Below are 16,865 nucleotides of genomic sequence, written 5' to 3'. Positions count from 1 at the left end.
TGTGTGCGCATACAAAATACTCTTTACCGCCTAACGCCGCGCCTTCGCAAAACCGCGATCGGTCGCGACGAACCGTTCCAGCATCGGCGGTATGAGCCGTTCGATCGACAACGGCTCCGACAGGCCATTTTCCTTCGCATGTGCCGCGGCATAGTCAGCGAGATCGCGCGCAAGCTTGCCCGTGAGTTCGACAGTAGCCTTGACCGGCTTCTCCTCGACGATCGGCCCAAGTCGCAGCCGACTCATCTCCAATCCGCCTGCGGCTCGAGAATAAGGTCGCGGGTGACGACTACGCGGAGCGCGAAACCCGGCCGGATGGTGAGCGTCGGACGCACCGCCAGTTCGCGCTCGACGATGCGGCGCCCGGCCTGGCTCGTGCTGTCCTGCATCCCGTAGCGGAGCGCCCGGGCGAGTTCGTCGTCGCCGCCGACGCTGAGCTCGCTCCCGACCCCGAGCAGGGTCGAGACGAGCGCGGCGCGGACCATCCGGCCCCAATGATTGTTCACCCGATCCTCCAGCCCCGACATGCCTGCGGCGTCGGCGCCGGGCTGCCGTTCGAGGCGGATCGATCGTCCGCCGGGCAAGATGAGGCGATCCCATGCGAGGAGCACCCGGCTCTGTCCCGCCGCGATCTCGCTGTCATATTCGCCGATCAACCGCGACCCTTGCGGGATGAGCAGGATACGCCCGGTCGGACTGTCATAGATATTCTGCGTCACCTGCGCGCTGATCTGGCCCGGAAGGTCCGAGCGTATGCCCGTGATGAGCGCTGCCGGAATGACAGTCCCGGCCTGGACGATCAGCGCGGAGCTCGGGGCGATCAGCCGCTCGCCACTTTCGAGGGGCCGTTTCGAACCCGATGCCAGAAACTGACGCCGCCCCTCATTGGCCGTGCGAGGCTCCGCCGCCTGTTCGGGCGCGGCCGCCTCGGCGGGCACAATATCTGTTGCTGCGGAACTTGCGGTTCCGCCCCCCAGAAAGAGCCGGCTCGTCTGGGCGCTCTCGCGCTCCTGCAGTGCCCGCTGCCGCGCCTGTTCGGCGGCCGCCACGCGCGGATCGGGAGGATTGCGCCCTTCCGCGCCGATCGGCGGGACGGGGATGGCTTCGCCGCTCCCCTGCGCCGCAACGATCGGCCGGCCAAGGTCGCCGGGGAGCGGCGGACCGAGCTTCGGCACGGCGCCATAATCGGCGGGTGCTCCGGGGACCGCGTCGGGCCGCGCATTGTTGCTCGCTTCATAGAGCTCCCGACGCTCGGCCGGGGCCGGCGTTCGCAGCGCCCACATGAGCGATGCCGCAATCGCAAGACCGCCGGCCCCGCCGATAACCGCCAGCGTTTTCCGTGACAGACGCATGACCCGCGGAGTCTCACCCGCCAAGCGGAACGCATCGGGGCTCGCAGGGGCGATCGGCGCAACCTCGGCCTCGGCGGGCACAGCTTCCGTGCCCGGCTGTTCGGGCGCCGTCACGACCGGCCTCGCGCGCGCGGCGTTTCGCGTTCGATCCGCACGGCCTTGGCGCCGCGCCCGCTCCCCAGCCGGAGTTCAGCGCGATCGAAAAGGCGGTCGACGATCATGTAACGGCCGTCGACCCGGTAGTTGAGCAGCTCCGCCGCGCCTTTCTCGCCGACCGCGAACAGCGGGGGCATGTCCGCGGTTGCGATCGCAGCACCGAACTCGACGAAGAGCTGGCGCCCATCGTCGAAAACGCGCACCGGCCGCCAGGGGACCTTCGCGCCGGAGATGCGATACGCAAAACTCAACGCCGCGAAATCGATCCCGCCTGCAACCGGAGCGAGCCGCGCCTGTTCGGTCCCGGCGGAGCGAAGCGCGATCAGCTCGTCCTGCGGATAGGACCAGGAGACCGCCGCCATATAGGTGGCGGGGGTCGCGCGCAGCTCGATGTGATAGGTCCGACGGCTGGTGTTGATGACCAGATTCGTCATGATGTCGGGGCGCGTGGGCTTCACCAAAATATGGACGCGGCGCGACGCGCCCGTCCCGCTCACCGTATCGCCGATCACCCAGCGCACGGTGTCGCCGGCCGCGACAGGCCCCGGACCGACAAGCTCCTCGCCTTCCTGCAATGCGATGTCGGTGACCTGTCCGGGGGCGGTGTAGACTTGGAACAGCGCGCCATCGGCCCAGGCATATTTCTGGATGGCGTTGAGGAAGGTCGCGCGCTCGGGCTGGACGCGCGCCGCGTCGTTCGCGCGGCCGACCTGCGTGCGCGGATCGGCGGGTGCCGCCTGCGCCGGCAGCGCGAGCGCGGCAGCGCCGAGAAGAAGGGTAAGGCGGATCATTGGCTGAGCTCCTTCGACCAAGAAATAGCGGTGACAAAAACGCCGAGCGGGTTCCGGCGCAGGGCGTCGGGAGTGCGGGGCGGCTGGATCGAGGTGGTCAGGATCGCCGACCAGCGCGACGTCTCGACCAGGCTGCCATCCTGATAGCGGCGCTCGGTCCAGGCGATGCGAAAGCTGTCGCGCGATGCGCGGATGACGCTCGATACATCGACGGCGACCTGCATCTTGCCGACTTCGGCAAAGGGATCGTTCGCGCGGGCGTGATCGCTCAGCGCCTGCGCGCCCTTGGGCGTGGTGAAGTCATAGGCGCTGAGCCAGTCCTTTCGGAGCACCACCGGATCGGCCGGGATCGAGCGGACATGCTCGATGAAGCGCGCGAGATGGAATGCGATCTGCGGGTCGGTCGGCGAAAAGTCGGCATCGGCGGGCGCCACCGATCTTGCCTCGCCGAGCTTGTCGACCTCGACGACCCAAGGGGTGATCGTGCCGCGGAGCGACTGCCACACGAGCGCCGAGGCGAGTCCGCCCGAAAGCGCGAGACAGCCGAAGAAGGCGAGGCGCCAGCTTTTCGCCTGGGTGCGGGCCGAGCCGATGCGGTCGTCCCAGACCTGCGCCGCGCGCTGGTAGGGCGTAACCGGGACCGGGGACTTGCCATAATGTTGGGACGGGCGTCGAAACATGGGTTCAATCCTTCTGGCTGATGTCGGGAGCGGAGCCGGCGCCATGGCTGTCGCCGGCCTTGAGGGTCTGCGAGGCGATGGTGGCGCCCGAGGTGACGGCCTGACGTCGCTTCATGGCGGCCGCCCAGGTCGGGGGCGACGCCGCGCCGTCGCTCGCGGTGGCAGCGCCGGCCACGGACTTGCCCGCCTGCCCCGCGGCATAGCTTTGACGCAGGCGGTCAGCCGCGGCGCGGAGCGGCGAACCCGCGCCGCGCGCCGTGTCACGCGCCACATTGGCGAGCCCCGCACCGAACGCCCGCATCCCGCTCTTCCCGGCCGCGCCCCGGGCATAGGATGCCGAAGCGCTGCCGGACGCGCGCGAGGCGCCGAGCGCGGTGCGACCGACGGCGCTGCTCGCCGCGCCCGCCGCCAGCGTCGCGCCGGCGGCCCCGGCGGCGATCGTGGCGCCGGCCGCGAGGGTCGTGCCTGCGGCGGCGCCTGCGCCGAGCTGCGGGCCGCCCGCCACGATGCCGTTGGCGACGCTCGGACCGAAGATGCCGAGACCGAGCAGGGTCAAGGCGCCGAGGGCGATCGCCATCACCTCGCGGATGTCGGGTTCGGTCCCGAGCCCCGCGTCCATGAAGCGCTGGAAGAGGGTCGTGCCGATGCCGGTGATGACCGCGAGCACGAGCAGCTTGATGCCCGAGGAGATGATATGGCCGAGGACGCGCTCGGCCATGAAGGCGGTACGTCCGAAGAAGGCGAAGGGCAGCAGGACGAAGCCCGCGAGCGTCACCAATTTAAACTCCAGGATCGTGACGAAGACCTGCACCGCGAGAATGAAGAAGGCGATCACGACGATCACCCAGGCGATCAGCAGGATCAGGATCTGGACGAAGTTGGTGAAGAGCCCCACCGGGCCGACAAGATCGGCGGTCGCGTCGAGCAAGGGCTCGGCGGCATCGAGGCCGGTGGACGCGATCATGCCGGGGCGCATGAAATCGCCGATCGCCATCGCGCTTCCTGCCGCTTTCAGGCCCAGCCCGGCGAAGCTCTCGAGCAATATCGTGGCCAGCGCCTGGAAATTGCCGATGATGAAGGCGAAGACGCCGATATAGAGCGTCTTCTTCACCAGCCGCTGCAGCACATCCTCGTCGGTGCCCCATGCCCAGAAGAGCGCCGCGATCGTTATGTCGATCACGATCAGCGTCGAGGACAGGAAGCCGACCTCGCCGCCGAGCAGACCGAACCCGCTGTCGATATAGGTCGAGAAGACCGACAGGAAATTATCGATGACGCCGGTGTCGTTCATGGCTTGCTCTTTTCGGTCCGGAAGAAATGGCGCCGCTTCGCTTCCCAGGCCGCCTCGCATTCGGGATCGGCTTCGGTGGCGGTTCGGCAGCGACGAAGCGTGTCGCCATAATCGGGGGGTGCGTCCGCCCCGGAGATCGCGGGGGCGGACGCACGGGGCGCGGGCGGATCGAGCGCGGCGACAAGGGCAAGGGTCAGCGCAAGACCCAGGACGATTGCCCCCATCACCAGCCCGCCCGCCCGGCCCATCTCAATTGCCCTTGCGGAAGCGGCGGAAGCGCTCGCGGCCTTCGGCCTCGGCGGCCGCCGCGCGCGCGGCATCGAGCATCTCGGCGCGGCCCTGCGCACTCATGACGGCGGCGAGATCGGCGATCTGCTGCGACTGGATGGCGAGCAGCTGGTTGCCCGCCTGCGCGGCCTGCAGCGCGCCGGTTGCCGACTGGCTGGCGCCGACGATCGTCGAGATCGACGTCCGCGTTCCGCCCATGTTCGTGACGATGCCGGCCTGCACCTTCATCGCATCCTCGAAGGCGCCGACGCTGTCCTTCCAGCGCGCCTCGGCATTGGCGACCATCTCGGCGGCAGAGCCCGTCAGCGCTCCGCCCTTGTAGCGCGCCTCGAACCCCTTCTGGATGTCCGACACGTTGAACGCGATGCCCTCTGCCTGCGCGAGGAGCTGGCGCGTCTGGTCGACCTGCGCCTCGAGCGTGCCCAGCGTCGATGTCGGCAGGCTGTTGAGGTTCTTCGCCTCGTTCATCAGCGAGGTCGCCTGATTCTGCAGCTGCTTGATCTGGTTGTTGATCTGCTCGAGCGTGCGCGCCGCGGTCAGGATATTCTGCGAATAGTTGCGCGGATCGTGGACGATGCCGCCGAGCTGGGCGCTCGCCGGGACGGCCAGCATCGCGCCCGACACGGGCAGCAACACAAGTGCCGCGGCAGCGACGGCGCGGACGATATTCTTCTTCATCGGGGGCACTCCTCATTGGGGGCGGCAATGGTGGGGAGCAGCTCGGCCGCCCATTCGAGCTTGCGGTGGGAAAGCCAGGCGGCCGCGAACCCTTCGGGGCCGTGCGCTGCGAACAGCTCCGCGATGCGCGTCTGATCGGTCTTCGAAGATGCCGCGGTGAAGGCGAGCGCAACCTCGCCTAGCCCCAGGTCGAAGAGGCGATTGCCGCGCCGCGACTGGCAATAATAGTCGCGCTTCGGGGTCGCCCGGCTCAGTATCTCTATTTGCCGGTCATTGAGACCGAAGCGCTCGTAGATGCGGGCAATCTGCGGCTCGAGCGCGCGCTCGTTCGGCAGAAATATGCGGGTCGGACAGCTCTCGATGATCGCGGGTGCGATGCTAGAGGTTTCGATGTCGGCAAGGCTCTGCGTCGCGAAGACCACGCTCGCATTCTTCTTGCGGAGCGTCTTCAGCCATTCGCGGAGCTGCGCCGCGAAGGCCGGGCTGTCGAGCACGAGCCAGCCTTCGTCGATGATGATGAGCGTCGGCGAGCCGTCGAGCCGTCCGGCGATCCGGTGAAACAGATAGGACAGGACGGGTCCCGCCGACGCGGCGCCGACAAGGCCTTCGGTCTCGAAGGCCTGCACGCGCGCGGCCCCGATGCGCTCCTCGTCGGCATCGAGCAGCCGCCCCCAGGGTCCGCCGACCAAATAGGGCGCGAGCGCCTGCTTGAGGTCGCGCGACTGGAGAAGCACCGCGAGCCCCGTCAGCGTGCGTTCGGCGACAGGCGCCGTCGCGAGTGAGGTCAGCGCCGACCAGAGATGCTCCTTCGCCGCCGGGTCGATCATCATGCCTTCGCCCGCGAACAGCGCGGCGAGCCATTCGGCAGCCCAGCTCCGCTCGGACGCCTCGTCGATCCGGGCGAGCGGCTGCAACGCCACGCCGCCCTCGCCATCGTGGAGCGCCCCGCCAAGATCCTGCCAGTCCCCGCCCATCGCGAGGGCTGCGGCGCGGATCGAGCCGCCGAAATCGAACGCGAAGATTTGCGAGCCCGGATAGCGGCGAAACTGCATCGCCATCGTCGCGAGCAGCACCGATTTGCCTGCCCCCGTCGGACCGACGACGAGGCAATGACCGACGTCGCCGACATGGAGGGAAAGGCGGAACGGGGTCGAGCCTTCGGTCTTGCCATAGAGCAAGGGGGCGTCTCCGAAATGCTCGTCCCGTTCCGCCCCCGCCCACACGGCAGACAGGGGGATCATGTGGGCAAGGTTGAGGGTGGAAATCGGCGGCTGGCGGACATTGGCGTAGGCGTGGCCGGGCAGGCTCCCGAGCCAGGCCTCGATCGCGTTCATGCCCTCGATCGTGCAGGTGAAGTCGCGCCCCTGGATGACTTTCTCGACCAGCCGGAGCTTCTCGGCGGCGAGGGCCGCGTCGCTGTCCCACACGGTGACGGTCGCGGTCACATAGGCGACGCCGGCATGATCGGCGCCGAGCTCCTGCAACGCCATGTCGGCGTCGGCCGCCTTGTTCGAGGCATCGCTGTCGACGAGCGCCGATTGCTCGTTGGTCATCACCTCCTTGAGGATCGCCGCGATCGACTTGCGCTTGGCGAACCATTGTCGCCGGATTTTCGTCAGCAGCTTGGTCGCGTCTGTCTTGTCGAGCATGATCGCGCGGGTCGACCAGCGATAGGCGAAGGCCAGCCGGTTGAGATCGTCGAGGAGGCCGGGCCAGGTCGCGGTCGGAAAGCCCGTGATCGTCAGGGTCCGCAGATGCTGCTCGCCGAGCCGCGGCTCAAGCCCGCCGATGAGCGGCTGGTCCGTCAGCAGCGCGTCGAGATAGACTGGCGTCTCGGGAACCCGGACACGCTGCCGCTTCGTCGATACGGTTGAATGGAGATAGGTCAGCGTCTCGCCGTCATCGAGCCATTCGGCCTCGGGCATGAAGCCTTCGACGAGATGAAGGATGCGGTTCGACCGGTCGATGAAGCTCGCGAGATGCTCCTTCGGATCGACCCCCGAGCGCTCCATACCCTCATAAAGCCAGCCCTCCGCCCGCGAGGCATCCTCGGCCGGCGGCATCCACAGGAGGGTCAGATAATAGCGGCTCTCGAAATGCGCCCCTTCCTCCCGGAATTGCTCGCGGCGCTCCATGTCGACAAGAGCGGATGCCGGATCGGGAAATGAGGATGCGGGATAATCGCTCGACGGCAGCCGCTGCGCCTCCACGAACAAGGCCCAGCCGGAGCCGAGGCGCCGGATCGCATTGTTGAGCCGGGCGGTGACCGCGACGAGTTCGGCGGGGGTGGCGCTGTCGAGATCGGGGCCGCGGAAGGCCGCGGTTCGCTGGAACGAGCCATCCTTATTGAGCACCGCGCCCTCGGCGACCAGCGCGACCCAGGGGAGATAATCGGAAAGGCAGGCCGACTTCGAGCGATATTCGGCGAGGTTCATCATGGCCGCATCCAGACAGGATATTTGAGGTGACGCTTGGCGACGTCGACGAATTGCGGGTCGCGGCGCGCCGCCCAGACCGAGAGCGCATGGCCGACGATCCAGAGGACGAGACCCGCGATCCAGAGGCGGAGGCCAAGGCCGATCCCGGCCGCGAGCGTGCCATTGGCGATCGCGAGGGCGCGCGGCGCGCCGCCGAGCAGGATCGGCTCGGCGAGCGCGCGGTGCACGGGCGCGAAGAAACCGGTGACTTCGGCCGGGGCATCCATCAGACGACGGCTCCGCCGCCGAAGGAAAAGAAGGTCAGGAAGAAGCTCGACGCCGCGAAGGCGATCGACAGCCCGAACACGATCTGGACCATGCGGCGAAAACCGCCCGACGTGTCGCCGAACGAGATGGTCAGCCCGGTGATGATGATGATGATCAGCGAGATCACCTTCGCGACGGGCCCCTCGACGCTTTCGAGGATCGATTGCAGCGGCGCTTCCCACGGCATCGACGAGCCACCGGCCCGAGCGGGCAAGGCGGTAACGAGCGCGACATAGAGAGCGGTCGAGGCGAGCAGGAAGCGCGGCGCCTCCCGCCGGGCGGCGTGGGTCATGGTCAGTCTCCTTCGGGGGTAAAGAGGGGGGTGATGCGATAGTCGCCGGTCGACGCATCGAGACCGTCGACGCGGGCGAGTTCGGCAAGGCGCCGCCCGGCGCCGTCGCGCACGAGAACGGCAACGAGATCGATCGTTTCTGCGAGGAGGGCCCGTGGGACCGTGATCACGGCTTCCTGAATGAGCTGCTCCATGCGGCGGAGCGCGCCGATCGCGCTGCCCGCGTGGATCGTGCCGATGCCGCCGGGATGTCCGGTGCCCCAAGCCTTCAGAAGGTCGAGCGCCTCGGCACCGCGGACCTCGCCGATCGGGATGCGGTCCGGCCGAAGCCGAAGCGAGGAACGGACGAGATCGGACAGCGACGCGACCCCATCCTTGGTGCGCATCGCGACGAGGTTCGGAGCCGCGCATTGGAGCTCGCGGGTGTCTTCGATCAGGACGACGCGTTCGCTGGTCTTGGCGACCTCGGCGAGCAGGGCATTGGTGAGCGTCGTCTTGCCCGTCCCGGTTCCGCCGGCGACGAGGATATTGAGGCGCTCGGCGACCCCGGAGCGTAGCGCCTCGGCCGCCGGTGCGGACATGATGCCGGCTGCGACATAATCGCCGAGCGAGAAGACGGCGACCGCGGGCTTGCGGATCGCGAAGGTCGGCGCCGCGACCACGGGCGGCAACAGACCCTCAAAGCGCTCGCCGCTTTCGGGAAGCTCGGCCGACACGCGCGGCGACCCGGCATGGACCTCGGCGCCGACATGATGCGCCACGAGCCGGATGATGCGCTCACCGTCGGTGGCCGCGAGCAGGATACCGCTATCGGTGATCCCTGCGCCGAGGCGATCGACCCAGAGCCGACCGTCAGGATTGAGCATGATTTCGATGACCGCGGGGTCGGCAAGCCACTCGGCAATTGCGCCGCCAAGCGCTGTACGCAGCATGCGGGCACCACGCCCCTGCGCCTCGAAACGGACCGGCTCTGCGCCCATGATAGTCCCCGTTGGATGGTCCGGGCAAGGACGCCCGGCTCGACGGGGACGAGTAAGAGACGCAGAGATTCACTATTTTCAACAGAGATTTGCGCGCGTCGTACTGTGGGTAAGAAAGACAGAGAATGGCGTAGGCCGCGATGCGATCAGTTCCGATTCGGTGGCGATTAAATGAAGGTCGGCGGGTTGTGCCGAGCGTAATTTTGACAACAGTGTCAGGATGAGTGATTCGGGGTCGCAGCATTCGGACGAGTTCTTGAGGTGGACGCGCTTGACAGAAAAGCAGCGGGCCTGTCTCGATTTGCTGCTGGAACGAAAAACCTCGAAACAGATCGCCCGCGACCTCGACATATCGAAGCAGGCGGTGGATCTGCGGCTCACCACCGCACGCGACACGCTGGGCGCGGCCAACCGTGACGAGACCGCGATCATCTATGCGCGGCTGCGCCAGACCTATGATCGGATACCATGTGATCCGGTCATACTACCGCCAGCCCCCGAGCTGGTGCCATCCGACTTCCCGGACGGTGACCCCGCCAGCTTGCTGCATCTGAACGATAATTTGGCAAGCCGAGCCGGGCCTCGGAGCGAAGGCTCTCCGTTCAGGGATTTGCTGAGGCCAAATTACAGGCCTCAGGCCCGGGTCGTGATCGTCGTGAGTTTGCTCATTGCGATCCTGCTCATGGTGATCGCAGGCCTGTCGATCGGTCATTCGCTGACCCGGCTCGCCGCGGCCTGATCCCAACTCTTGTTGAACCATGGTCCGGGAGCGCGGTGCGCTTCCCCGGAGAGGAGAGTCTATGCAAAATCTGAACAACGTTGCGGCCGAGCGGTTGCAGAAAGTGGTGCCTGCCGCTGAGGCACAGATAGACGGCGCCCTTATCGCCGTATCGTCGCTCATGGCGGAAGTGGTAACCGCACGTCGCGACACGGCAGGCGTCCCCGCTGCCAAGGGCCATGCGACGATCCGCCGTATTGCCGAGGCGCAGCTGGCGCTGGTTGGTGTGAGCGGCGACATCCTTCGTGTTCATGGCGACCTTGCCGACATCGGCCGTGAAACGTCGGGCCTCGATCTTCACGAATGCCCGGCAGTTGCCGAGGCTGGCCCGGCGAAGATTGCCCTGGTGAGCTGAGCGACATTGACGATGGGCCATCGGCATGGTGAATGAGCGCGATGCTGCGGATCGCAATCTTCGTGACATTGCTGCTGGTGGCTCTCGTCTACGCCCTCCGGAAAGGGGGCGGCCCGGAGAAGGCAGTAGCAGCCATTCTCCTGTTCATGCTGATTTCCGACCAAGCTCTACACCTGATATTCGCGGTGAATTTCCTCTCGGTCGATGCGGGTCACCTCCTGATCGATCTGATAGCGGCGGCCGCGACGATGACCGTAGCGCTGACGGCCTATCGTTTCTGGCCCATGCTGGCGGCGGTCCTGCAATTCCTTCCGCTGCTGGCTCACACGACCCGCGCGATCGACATGGACCTTCATCCGATAGCTTATCTGACGATGCAGGTTGCTGCATCCTGGCTTCTTCCGCCGCTCCTCGTGGCCGCAACCTGGCAACACCAAAAGCGATTGGCTCAGGCCGGCAGCGATCGGTCCTGGTACATTTCATTGCGACCATCGAGCCGGAACGCTGCGAAGCACTAGCCGACCAGCTTCTTGCTGCGTTTCATTCGATCAGCCGCATTTGGGCGCAGTCGCCCGAAGCACTTGCTCGCGTAATTGGCGACGCGCCGCAGGTGGCAGAGGTCATTCTCGAGGCGCGCAAGCTCGCCGCCGAGAGCTTTTCAGGCGACCTTCGAGGTATCAGCATCGATCCTTTCGATCGGAGGCTGCGCTCCTATCTTATCATGTCGATGGGCTCGCTTTCCGACGAACGGCTCCGCATCCTTTTTCTCGACGGCGGGCGACATCTTCTTGCCGACGAAGTTTTGCAAAGCGGTACACTTGCCCAGCTTGCCATCTACCCCCGGACGATCTTCCGGCGTGCGCTCGAACTCAATGCCGCCGGGCTGATCCTCGTGCACAACCATCCGAGCGGCGACCATCGCCCCAGCGTCGAGGACATCGAGGCGACGCGGAAGCTCGAAATGATCGGACGGTCGCTCAACGTCGAGATCATCGACCACATCGTCGTGACATCAACCCACTGTCATCACGTCATCAGCAATGACACTCTTGCCGGGACGCCCATTCCGTCAGCCTCCTTCACATTGCGAAGTCCGGGAGGTCCCGCGCGCATCGACCACGGGGACATTGCGCTGGCCAATGCAAGGGCCGCAATGCGCAGGCGCCTCCTCCGCCAGCAGCTGATCGGGACACCCGAACTATTCGGCGATCCCGCTTGGGAGATGCTGATCGATCTCTTCGTTCACGAATGCGAACGCAAGCGTCTCTCCATCAGCGCGCTGTGCGTCACATCCTCGATCCCAATGAGCAGCGCGTTGAGGCTGGCACAGCGCCTCTGCGATGCCGGGATTACGCGCCGCGTGCCCGATCCGATCGACGGCCGCCGGACTTTCATCCGGCTCGACCCAGTCATTGCCCACCGGATGCGCGCCTATTTCGAAGCTGGCGCCGAATGAGGGTGGGTCAATGCTCGCGCGCGCCGCCAGCATGTTCGGCGGCAGCGCGCACCATCTGTGCCCAACTGCCGACATAGGCGGCACGGTTCCGGTACTGCTCACCGGACTCGGCGGTCATCAGGGCAACGCCGCCAAGAGTTTCGGCAAATTCGGTGGTGGTACAGACGCCCTTTCGTTCCAGCAGGCCGCCGATCGCCGCCAGGACTGTTCCAACCGCGAACAAAGCGTCTTCGTCCATTATTCTCTCCCAATGTGATGGAGCACCGGGGATGCCAGCATTCGCCCCCGGAGAAAAGCGAGCATGACCAGACAGATTGGTCCAGGATGGAATGCTGATTGCGACAGGTCTGGAGTTTGGGGGAGAGGCCCGTCACTATGCTGCCGAATGCCTGCACTAGCCGGGCAGCATCGGGAGATGGACATGAGCATATTCGACAGCTTCGCACGCCCGCCCTGCGCAGAAACACTTGGCTGGGAGCTTATCGAGGCCGAGGAAGCCACCGGCACCATACGGGTGAGAATGGAAGGGAAGCCCGCCTTCTGTAATCCCGGAGGCAATATCCAGGGCGGCTTCGTCGCTGCGATGCTCGACGATACGCTGGGACCGACGGTTCTCGTGAAATCGGGGGGCGCCTATTATTGCGCAACCATCTCGCTCAACATCAGCTATCTCGCTCCCGCGCGGCCGGGCAGCTTCACCGGTGTCGGCCGGATCGTCCAATTGGGGAAGACGGTCGCCTTTCTCGAGGGCGAGCTTTTCGACGCCGAGGGCCGATGCGTGGCGCGCGCGACGGCCTCGGCACGGGTGGTGTCCACGGGCGGCCTGGATCGCGGCTGATGCCCGAACGCCTTTTCGATGTCGCGCCCGATGGGCAGCTGTTCTTTGGCCCCGGCGTTTTGCGCCGTTCGCCGTTCGCGGCTGATGTAGCCTATATCATAGCGCTCTGGGCCCACATCGATGGCGATCTCGCGAGCATCCTCAGCCGCATGCTGAAAGCCGATATCGCGGTGGGCACGGCCATGTATCTTTCGCTCGTCAATTCGGGAGGCCAGAGGTCGGCGCTCAACGCCGCGGCCAAGGAAGCGCTTCCTGAATGGCAGCAATTGCTCCTGCAGACCATCGGGTCGGTGGCCGAGACCTCGCGAACCGAGCGTAACCAGTTTGCGCACCGCGTCTGGGGTCATAGCTCCGAACTGCCGGATGCAATCCTGCTCACCCATCCGAAGACGATCGTGAACCATAATGTCAGCCATCGACAAAGATCTGAGATATTGCCCGATGGACGCGGCGTGATCAGGCCCGAACCCATCGATGACAAGGACATACTGGTTTACCGGCAGGGCGACATCGACGCTGCCGTGGCCGGAGCCGAGCATGCACAGGAGCTATACCGGCTCTTCTATGCTGTCGTCTGCGGTTCCGGCGAAGGACCCAAGGCTCAGCTCCTCGCGGACCCCATAGTGAGAAAGCGCCTCGACGAGATCGGCAAGAATGCGAGCGAGGAAGCGAAAGCCATATTAGGGATCAAGGCCAAAGAGAAACTGAAGCACTGACCATGCGATACTGGAACACGGGGGACACGCCCACCAATTCGAACCTTGGCGCGCTCGAAAATCTGGCGCGGCCCTGGGCCGGGATCGACGCCGAGCGCCTTCTCGGCGTCATTCGCGGAGTGATCCGGATCGAGAAGATGCTGCCGAAGGCAGTGGGGGCGCATTTCAAGCTGCCGCATCTTTTCGTCGGCGCTGGCCCCTATGATTGGGACGCCGCGCTCCGGGATAAATATCATAGCGAACTGTGCGAGGCACTCAGTGCGGGCCTTGCCGGTGTACAGGCCGACCCGACCCTTGCGAAAGATGGTGGGGCTGATCTCAGCGATCGCCCTCCGACACGGGGTGAAGAGCTTGAGTTCGCCTGCAGGGCCTGGAGCCGCAATCGAACGAGCAGCAATCTCGACGATCTGCGCATCGCATGCAGCGTGCAGGGGATGCAGAGCCGCTTCGACAAGCTAGAGCGCTGGCTGGGCCGAAAGCGCCCGGGCTCGTCTCCCCATACGGTGGCCTATGAGGTCGAATGCGCGCTCGGCGACATCGATCGCTACGCCGATGACTATCACTCCGTCGAAGCGAGCTACCGCTATGCCGAGAGACTACGCGAGCGCGAGCAGCAGGGCGAAGAGGACTGAACGAACTCCGGCTTTCCCGGAAATGCGGCAAGATATCCCCAGACGCACCCCCGACTGTTGATAAAATTGCGATTCACCCTGTTGACAAGCGACTCGCCTGAGGGGCACTCCAGCCCGGAGGGCTTATCCCTCACGGTAACCCGCACGCGCATCTGTAACAGCGCGCCATTTTTGCGATGAATCCGTGAGGTTTGTGATGACCGACATGCCCCCTCTCCCGCCCGTAGGTGATCGTCCGATGACTGACCGTGAGGCCGAGCTCGCCCAGTTCATGGCGCTTGTGCAATTGGGCCGCCACAAATCGGCGGTGCTTCTCGAGCTGTGCCGAACTCCTCTGGCCAAATATCTGGCTCTCGCGATACTGCTGCTAGCGGCTGCCCTGTGCGGTGTCCCCGCCGAGGCCATCAGCTTTCTCTTAAAACTGCGGGCTGGATGAGCCGGTTAAAGGCTTCAATTGGAACCGCCGACATCACGCATCAGCTCCGCGGCGAGCTTTGGTCCAACTTCCATCCTACGTGAAAGGGCATCGACGAAAGCCTCCCACCGCCGCTTCCCGCTGGCCTGCGCGGCCGGCAATGCATCATCGGGCAAAGGCGCCGTGCTCGTGAGCCAGTGTCGAACGAACAGGGCCATCGCTTCTCCCGACATTTCGCCATGCCATTCGATGCGGTCGAGCTGGCGGCCGATGCGGTCGAGGCGCCGGGTCAACAGCGCCTCGATCCGCTCCTCCTGATCGGGCGAGAGAAAGGAGCGCAGTGCAGCCTCCAGCACTTCGGTCCGGGTGAGGCCGCGTCGGCGGGCAAGGTCTGTCAGGTCGCGCGACAGGCCGGTTTCGATCCGGAATGTCTGTTTGACATGCGATCGGATCACAGCTGGATCCCATCGTCGGGATCGAGCGCGGCAGCTTGAGCGCGCCGCGCCATCCGCCGATCCGCGGCGGCGCGAAGCCGCGCTGCATCGGCTTGTGCTCCGTCCTCGGTGAAATCAAACTCGCCATTGACGCTGCGCGGCGGCGGCGGCGCGATATCCTCATGGACGGGAAGTTCGGGTTCCTGCCGAATGCCGCCATTGGCCGCGTCATCGTCCTCCGCCGCCTTCGCTTTCGTCTCCATCGGCTGCTGTACCCGGTCGGCCATCCAATCGTGGCCGGCGGGAAGACCGCGACCGGGTGCGGGCGGCGGAATGACGCGGCCGGCCAGGCGCCGGTCGCCATAGTAGCGCGCCTTCTTGGCCCGGATCGGTGCGAGGCCGGCGGCCATCACGATCTCGTCGTCCGGGGGGAGCTGCATGACTTCGCCGGGGGTGAGCAGCGGCCGGGCGGTTTCGGTGCGCGACACCATCAAATGGCCGAGCCAGGGCGAGAGCCGATGGCCGGCATAATTCTTCATCGCGCGTTGCTCGGTCGCAGTGCCAAGCGCATCGGAAATCCGTTTGGCGGTGCGCTCATCGTTCGTCGCGAAACTGACCCGGACGTGGCAATTGTCGAGGATCGCATTGCTCTGGCCATAGGCCTTCTCGATCTGGTTGAGCGACTGGGCGATCAGAAAGGCCTTGATGCCATAGCCCGCCATGAAGGCGAGCGCGCTTTCGAAGAAATCGAGACGTCCGAGCGCGGGAAACTCGTCGAGCATGAACAGCAGCCGTTGCGACCGTGCCTTGGGATTCAGCTCCTCGGTCAGCCGCCGCCCGATCTGGTTGAGGATCAGGCGCATGAGCGGCTTGGTCCGGCTGATATCGCCGGGCGGCACCACGAGGTAGAGCGAGACCGGGCGCTCGCTTCCGATCAGGTCCGCGATGCGCCACTCGGAATGTCCCGTGACCTTGGCGATCACCGGATCGCGATAAAGACCGAGGAAGGACATGGCGGTCGACAGCACGCCGGACCGCTCATTCTCGCTCTTGTTGAGCAGCTCCTGCGCCGCCGCGGCGACGACCGGGTGGACGCGATCTCCCAAATGGCTGGTGGTCTTCATCCGGTGGAGCGTCGCCTCGATCTTGCGCTCGGGGTTCGACAGAAAGGCCGCGACACCGGCAAGGCTCTTTTCCTCCTCGGCGTAGAGAACATGGAGGATCGCGCCGACGAGCAGGGCGTGGCTTGTCTTCTCCCAGTGGTTTCGGCGCTCGAGGCTTCCTTCGGGATCGACCAGCACGTCGGCGACATTCTGCACATCGCGTACTTCCCACGCGCCGCGCCGGACTTCGAGGAGCGGATTATAGGCGGCCGATGCGGGGTTGGTCGGATCGAAGAGCAGCACCCGGCCATGCTTTGCGCGAAAGCCCGCAGTGAGCTGCCAGTTCTCGCCCTTGATGTCATGGACGATGCAGCTCCCCGGCCAAGTCAGCAGGGTCGGCACCACGAGGCCGACGCCCTTTCCGGATCGGGTCGGCGCGAAGCAGAGGACATGCTCGGCGCCATCGTGACGCAGGTATGTTCCGGCCATGCGCCCGAGAATGACGCCATCGGGGCCGAGCATGTTGGCAGCCCGTATCTCACGCTCCTGCGCCCAGCGTGCCGATCCGTAGGTCTCGGCCCGCCGGCGCTCGCGCGCACGCCACACCGACATGCTGATCGCGACGACAACCGACAGCAGCCCGCCCGACGCGGCGATCGCGGCACCGCGATAGAAGATCGGCGGCGCATAGGCGTCGAAGGCAAACCACCACCAGAAGAAGGCGGGCGGGGGATAGACGGGATAGTCGCCGATGCGGAACCAGGGGGCACCGAGCGCCGCCTGAAATCCGAGCGCTTCCGCCGTCGCTTGGGTCGCGGTCCAGACCGCCGCGAGGACGATCAGCAGCACCGCGAAGATCTGGCCCCATAATATCCTGTCGCTCATC

The 16,865-nt window shown here is 65.7% G+C and carries 22 protein-coding genes; 8 read left to right on the top strand and 14 right to left on the bottom strand.

All coding sequences use genetic code 11. The features are described from left to right. Positions 1-30: 30 nt before the first annotated feature. Genes E5675_RS02055 through trbB form a run of 11 tightly spaced genes read right to left on the bottom strand, consistent with a single transcriptional unit; the run spans position 31 to position 9,252 of the window. Complete coding sequence (locus E5675_RS02055) at positions 31-246, bottom strand: DUF2274 domain-containing protein (RefSeq protein ID WP_037556048.1); 216 nt, start codon at positions 244-246, stop codon at positions 31-33. After that, positions 243-1,466: a TrbI/VirB10 family protein gene (locus E5675_RS02050; RefSeq protein WP_052182310.1), complete on the bottom strand. Its 1,224-nt coding sequence runs from the start codon at positions 1,464-1,466 to the stop codon at positions 243-245. The genes E5675_RS02055 and E5675_RS02050 overlap by 4 nt, the downstream gene beginning before the upstream one ends. Further along, on the bottom strand, positions 1,463-2,299 hold the full coding sequence (trbG, locus tag E5675_RS02045; protein WP_136173117.1) for a P-type conjugative transfer protein TrbG: 837 nt from the start codon (positions 2,297-2,299) through the stop codon (positions 1,463-1,465). The genes E5675_RS02050 and trbG overlap by 4 nt, the downstream gene beginning before the upstream one ends. Further along, a complete protein-coding gene (gene trbF, locus E5675_RS02040) occupies positions 2,296-2,979 on the bottom strand; it encodes a conjugal transfer protein TrbF (protein WP_037556047.1) in 684 nt (227 codons plus the stop codon). The genes trbG and trbF overlap by 4 nt, the downstream gene beginning before the upstream one ends. 4 nt (positions 2,980-2,983) lie before the next feature. Next, positions 2,984-4,270 (bottom strand): P-type conjugative transfer protein TrbL, encoded by a 1,287-nt coding sequence (gene trbL, locus E5675_RS02035; RefSeq protein ID WP_037556046.1) that lies wholly within the window; start codon positions 4,268-4,270, stop codon positions 2,984-2,986. After that, positions 4,267-4,518: a putative entry exclusion protein TrbK-alt gene (gene trbK-alt, locus E5675_RS02030; protein WP_039579026.1), complete on the bottom strand. Its 252-nt coding sequence runs from the start codon at positions 4,516-4,518 to the stop codon at positions 4,267-4,269. Before trbK-alt ends, trbL begins: the two co-directional genes overlap by 4 nt. Before the next feature lies 1 nt (position 4,519). Beyond that, positions 4,520-5,236: a P-type conjugative transfer protein TrbJ gene (trbJ, locus tag E5675_RS02025; protein ID WP_037553367.1), complete on the bottom strand. Its 717-nt coding sequence runs from the start codon at positions 5,234-5,236 to the stop codon at positions 4,520-4,522. Next, a complete protein-coding gene (gene trbE / locus E5675_RS02020; protein WP_052181969.1) occupies positions 5,233-7,674 on the bottom strand; it encodes a conjugal transfer protein TrbE in 2,442 nt (813 codons plus the stop codon). Before trbE ends, trbJ begins: the two co-directional genes overlap by 4 nt. Beyond that, positions 7,671-7,940: a VirB3 family type IV secretion system protein gene (locus tag E5675_RS02015; protein WP_037553365.1), complete on the bottom strand. Its 270-nt coding sequence runs from the start codon at positions 7,938-7,940 to the stop codon at positions 7,671-7,673. Before E5675_RS02015 ends, trbE begins: the two co-directional genes overlap by 4 nt. Then, positions 7,940-8,272, bottom strand: a complete 333-nt coding sequence (locus E5675_RS02010; RefSeq protein ID WP_037553363.1) for a TrbC/VirB2 family protein — start codon at positions 8,270-8,272, stop codon at positions 7,940-7,942. Before E5675_RS02010 ends, E5675_RS02015 begins: the two co-directional genes overlap by 1 nt. A gap of 2 nt (positions 8,273-8,274) precedes the next feature. After that, a complete protein-coding gene (gene trbB / locus E5675_RS02005; protein ID WP_037553362.1) occupies positions 8,275-9,252 on the bottom strand; it encodes a P-type conjugative transfer ATPase TrbB in 978 nt (325 codons plus the stop codon). Positions 9,253-9,523: 271 nt separating this feature from the next. Between trbB and E5675_RS02000 the strand changes: the two genes are divergently transcribed. The 4 genes from E5675_RS02000 (at position 9,524) to E5675_RS21375 (ending at position 11,841) form a co-directional block, all read left to right on the top strand. Beyond that, on the top strand, positions 9,524-9,991 hold the full coding sequence (locus E5675_RS02000) for a LuxR C-terminal-related transcriptional regulator (protein ID WP_231732703.1): 468 nt from the start codon (positions 9,524-9,526) through the stop codon (positions 9,989-9,991). 61 nt (positions 9,992-10,052) lie between these two features. Further along, on the top strand, positions 10,053-10,385 hold the full coding sequence (locus E5675_RS01995) for a hypothetical protein (RefSeq protein WP_052181967.1): 333 nt from the start codon (positions 10,053-10,055) through the stop codon (positions 10,383-10,385). Positions 10,386-10,417: 32 nt separating this feature from the next. After that, positions 10,418-10,903: a hypothetical protein gene (locus tag E5675_RS21380; protein WP_037553360.1), complete on the top strand. Its 486-nt coding sequence runs from the start codon at positions 10,418-10,420 to the stop codon at positions 10,901-10,903. Positions 10,904-11,106: 203 nt separating this feature from the next. Next, the gene (locus E5675_RS21375; protein ID WP_168707776.1) at positions 11,107-11,841 is read left to right on the top strand and encodes a JAB domain-containing protein; all 735 of its coding nucleotides are present in this window, start codon (positions 11,107-11,109) and stop codon (positions 11,839-11,841) included. A 7-nt stretch (positions 11,842-11,848) separates the two neighbouring features. On the opposite strand, the gene E5675_RS01985 is transcribed toward E5675_RS21375, so the two are convergent. Further along, positions 11,849-12,079 carry a hypothetical protein gene (locus E5675_RS01985; protein WP_037553358.1) on the bottom strand — a complete coding sequence of 77 codons (231 nt, stop codon included), beginning with the start codon at positions 12,077-12,079 and terminating at the stop codon, positions 11,849-11,851. A gap of 183 nt (positions 12,080-12,262) precedes the next feature. Between E5675_RS01985 and E5675_RS01980 the strand changes: the two genes are divergently transcribed. The 4 genes from E5675_RS01980 (at position 12,263) to E5675_RS01965 (ending at position 14,463) form a co-directional block, all read left to right on the top strand. Beyond that, the gene (locus E5675_RS01980) at positions 12,263-12,679 is read left to right on the top strand and encodes a PaaI family thioesterase (RefSeq protein WP_197411523.1); all 417 of its coding nucleotides are present in this window, start codon (positions 12,263-12,265) and stop codon (positions 12,677-12,679) included. Next, positions 12,679-13,395, top strand: coding sequence for a hypothetical protein (locus tag E5675_RS01975; protein ID WP_037553355.1), 717 nt, complete (start codon positions 12,679-12,681; stop codon positions 13,393-13,395). The genes E5675_RS01980 and E5675_RS01975 overlap by 1 nt, the downstream gene beginning before the upstream one ends. A gap of 2 nt (positions 13,396-13,397) precedes the next feature. After that, positions 13,398-14,027 (top strand): hypothetical protein, encoded by a 630-nt coding sequence (locus E5675_RS01970; RefSeq protein WP_037553353.1) that lies wholly within the window; start codon positions 13,398-13,400, stop codon positions 14,025-14,027. A 196-nt stretch (positions 14,028-14,223) separates the two neighbouring features. Continuing rightward, complete coding sequence (locus E5675_RS01965; RefSeq protein WP_039579020.1) at positions 14,224-14,463, top strand: hypothetical protein; 240 nt, start codon at positions 14,224-14,226, stop codon at positions 14,461-14,463. A gap of 14 nt (positions 14,464-14,477) precedes the next feature. Here the strand turns inward: E5675_RS01965 and E5675_RS01960 are convergent, their stop codons facing one another. Both E5675_RS01960 and E5675_RS01955 read right to left on the bottom strand, forming a co-directional pair. Beyond that, entirely contained in the window at positions 14,478-14,897 is a 420-nt protein-coding gene (locus tag E5675_RS01960; protein ID WP_037553350.1) for a hypothetical protein, read from the bottom strand. Then, positions 14,894-16,864: a conjugal transfer protein TraG gene (locus E5675_RS01955; protein ID WP_037553349.1), complete on the bottom strand. Its 1,971-nt coding sequence runs from the start codon at positions 16,862-16,864 to the stop codon at positions 14,894-14,896. The genes E5675_RS01960 and E5675_RS01955 overlap by 4 nt, the downstream gene beginning before the upstream one ends. Position 16,865 lies beyond the last annotated feature (1 nt).

It is taken from the genome of Sphingopyxis sp. PAMC25046 (assembly GCF_004795895.1).
Classification (GTDB): domain Bacteria; phylum Pseudomonadota; class Alphaproteobacteria; order Sphingomonadales; family Sphingomonadaceae; genus Sphingopyxis.
Note: the sequence above shows the minus strand (reverse complement) of the source record. Positions and strands in the feature narration are given on the sequence as shown.

What these genes read in the sequence shown, in the direction of transcription:
- E5675_RS01985 (WP_037553358.1), bottom strand. Translation starts at nt 12,079, where the DNA reads ATGGACGAAGACGCTTTGTTCGCGGTTGGAACAGTCCTGGCGGCGATC.
- E5675_RS02010 (WP_037553363.1), bottom strand. Translation starts at nt 8,272, where the DNA reads ATGACCCACGCCGCCCGGCGGGAGGCGCCGCGCTTCCTGCTCGCCTCG.
- E5675_RS01995 (WP_052181967.1), top strand. Translation starts at nt 10,053, where the DNA reads ATGCAAAATCTGAACAACGTTGCGGCCGAGCGGTTGCAGAAAGTGGTG.
- trbJ (WP_037553367.1), bottom strand. Translation starts at nt 5,236, where the DNA reads ATGAAGAAGAATATCGTCCGCGCCGTCGCTGCCGCGGCACTTGTGTTG.
- trbG (WP_136173117.1), bottom strand. Translation starts at nt 2,299, where the DNA reads ATGATCCGCCTTACCCTTCTTCTCGGCGCTGCCGCGCTCGCGCTGCCG.
- E5675_RS01980 (WP_197411523.1), top strand. Translation starts at nt 12,263, where the DNA reads ATGAGCATATTCGACAGCTTCGCACGCCCGCCCTGCGCAGAAACACTT.
- E5675_RS01970 (WP_037553353.1), top strand. Translation starts at nt 13,398, where the DNA reads ATGCGATACTGGAACACGGGGGACACGCCCACCAATTCGAACCTTGGC.
- trbE (WP_052181969.1), bottom strand. Translation starts at nt 7,674, where the DNA reads ATGATGAACCTCGCCGAATATCGCTCGAAGTCGGCCTGCCTTTCCGAT.
- trbF (WP_037556047.1), bottom strand. Translation starts at nt 2,979, where the DNA reads ATGTTTCGACGCCCGTCCCAACATTATGGCAAGTCCCCGGTCCCGGTT.
- E5675_RS21375 (WP_168707776.1), top strand. Translation starts at nt 11,107, where the DNA reads ATGTCGATGGGCTCGCTTTCCGACGAACGGCTCCGCATCCTTTTTCTC.
- trbL (WP_037556046.1), bottom strand. Translation starts at nt 4,270, where the DNA reads ATGAACGACACCGGCGTCATCGATAATTTCCTGTCGGTCTTCTCGACC.
- trbB (WP_037553362.1), bottom strand. Translation starts at nt 9,252, where the DNA reads ATGGGCGCAGAGCCGGTCCGTTTCGAGGCGCAGGGGCGTGGTGCCCGC.
- E5675_RS21380 (WP_037553360.1), top strand. Translation starts at nt 10,418, where the DNA reads ATGAGCGCGATGCTGCGGATCGCAATCTTCGTGACATTGCTGCTGGTG.
- trbK-alt (WP_039579026.1), bottom strand. Translation starts at nt 4,518, where the DNA reads ATGGGCCGGGCGGGCGGGCTGGTGATGGGGGCAATCGTCCTGGGTCTT.
- E5675_RS01965 (WP_039579020.1), top strand. Translation starts at nt 14,224, where the DNA reads ATGACCGACATGCCCCCTCTCCCGCCCGTAGGTGATCGTCCGATGACT.
- E5675_RS02015 (WP_037553365.1), bottom strand. Translation starts at nt 7,940, where the DNA reads ATGGATGCCCCGGCCGAAGTCACCGGTTTCTTCGCGCCCGTGCACCGC.
- E5675_RS01975 (WP_037553355.1), top strand. Translation starts at nt 12,679, where the DNA reads ATGCCCGAACGCCTTTTCGATGTCGCGCCCGATGGGCAGCTGTTCTTT.
- E5675_RS01955 (WP_037553349.1), bottom strand. Translation starts at nt 16,864, where the DNA reads ATGAGCGACAGGATATTATGGGGCCAGATCTTCGCGGTGCTGCTGATC.
- E5675_RS02055 (WP_037556048.1), bottom strand. Translation starts at nt 246, where the DNA reads ATGAGTCGGCTGCGACTTGGGCCGATCGTCGAGGAGAAGCCGGTCAAG.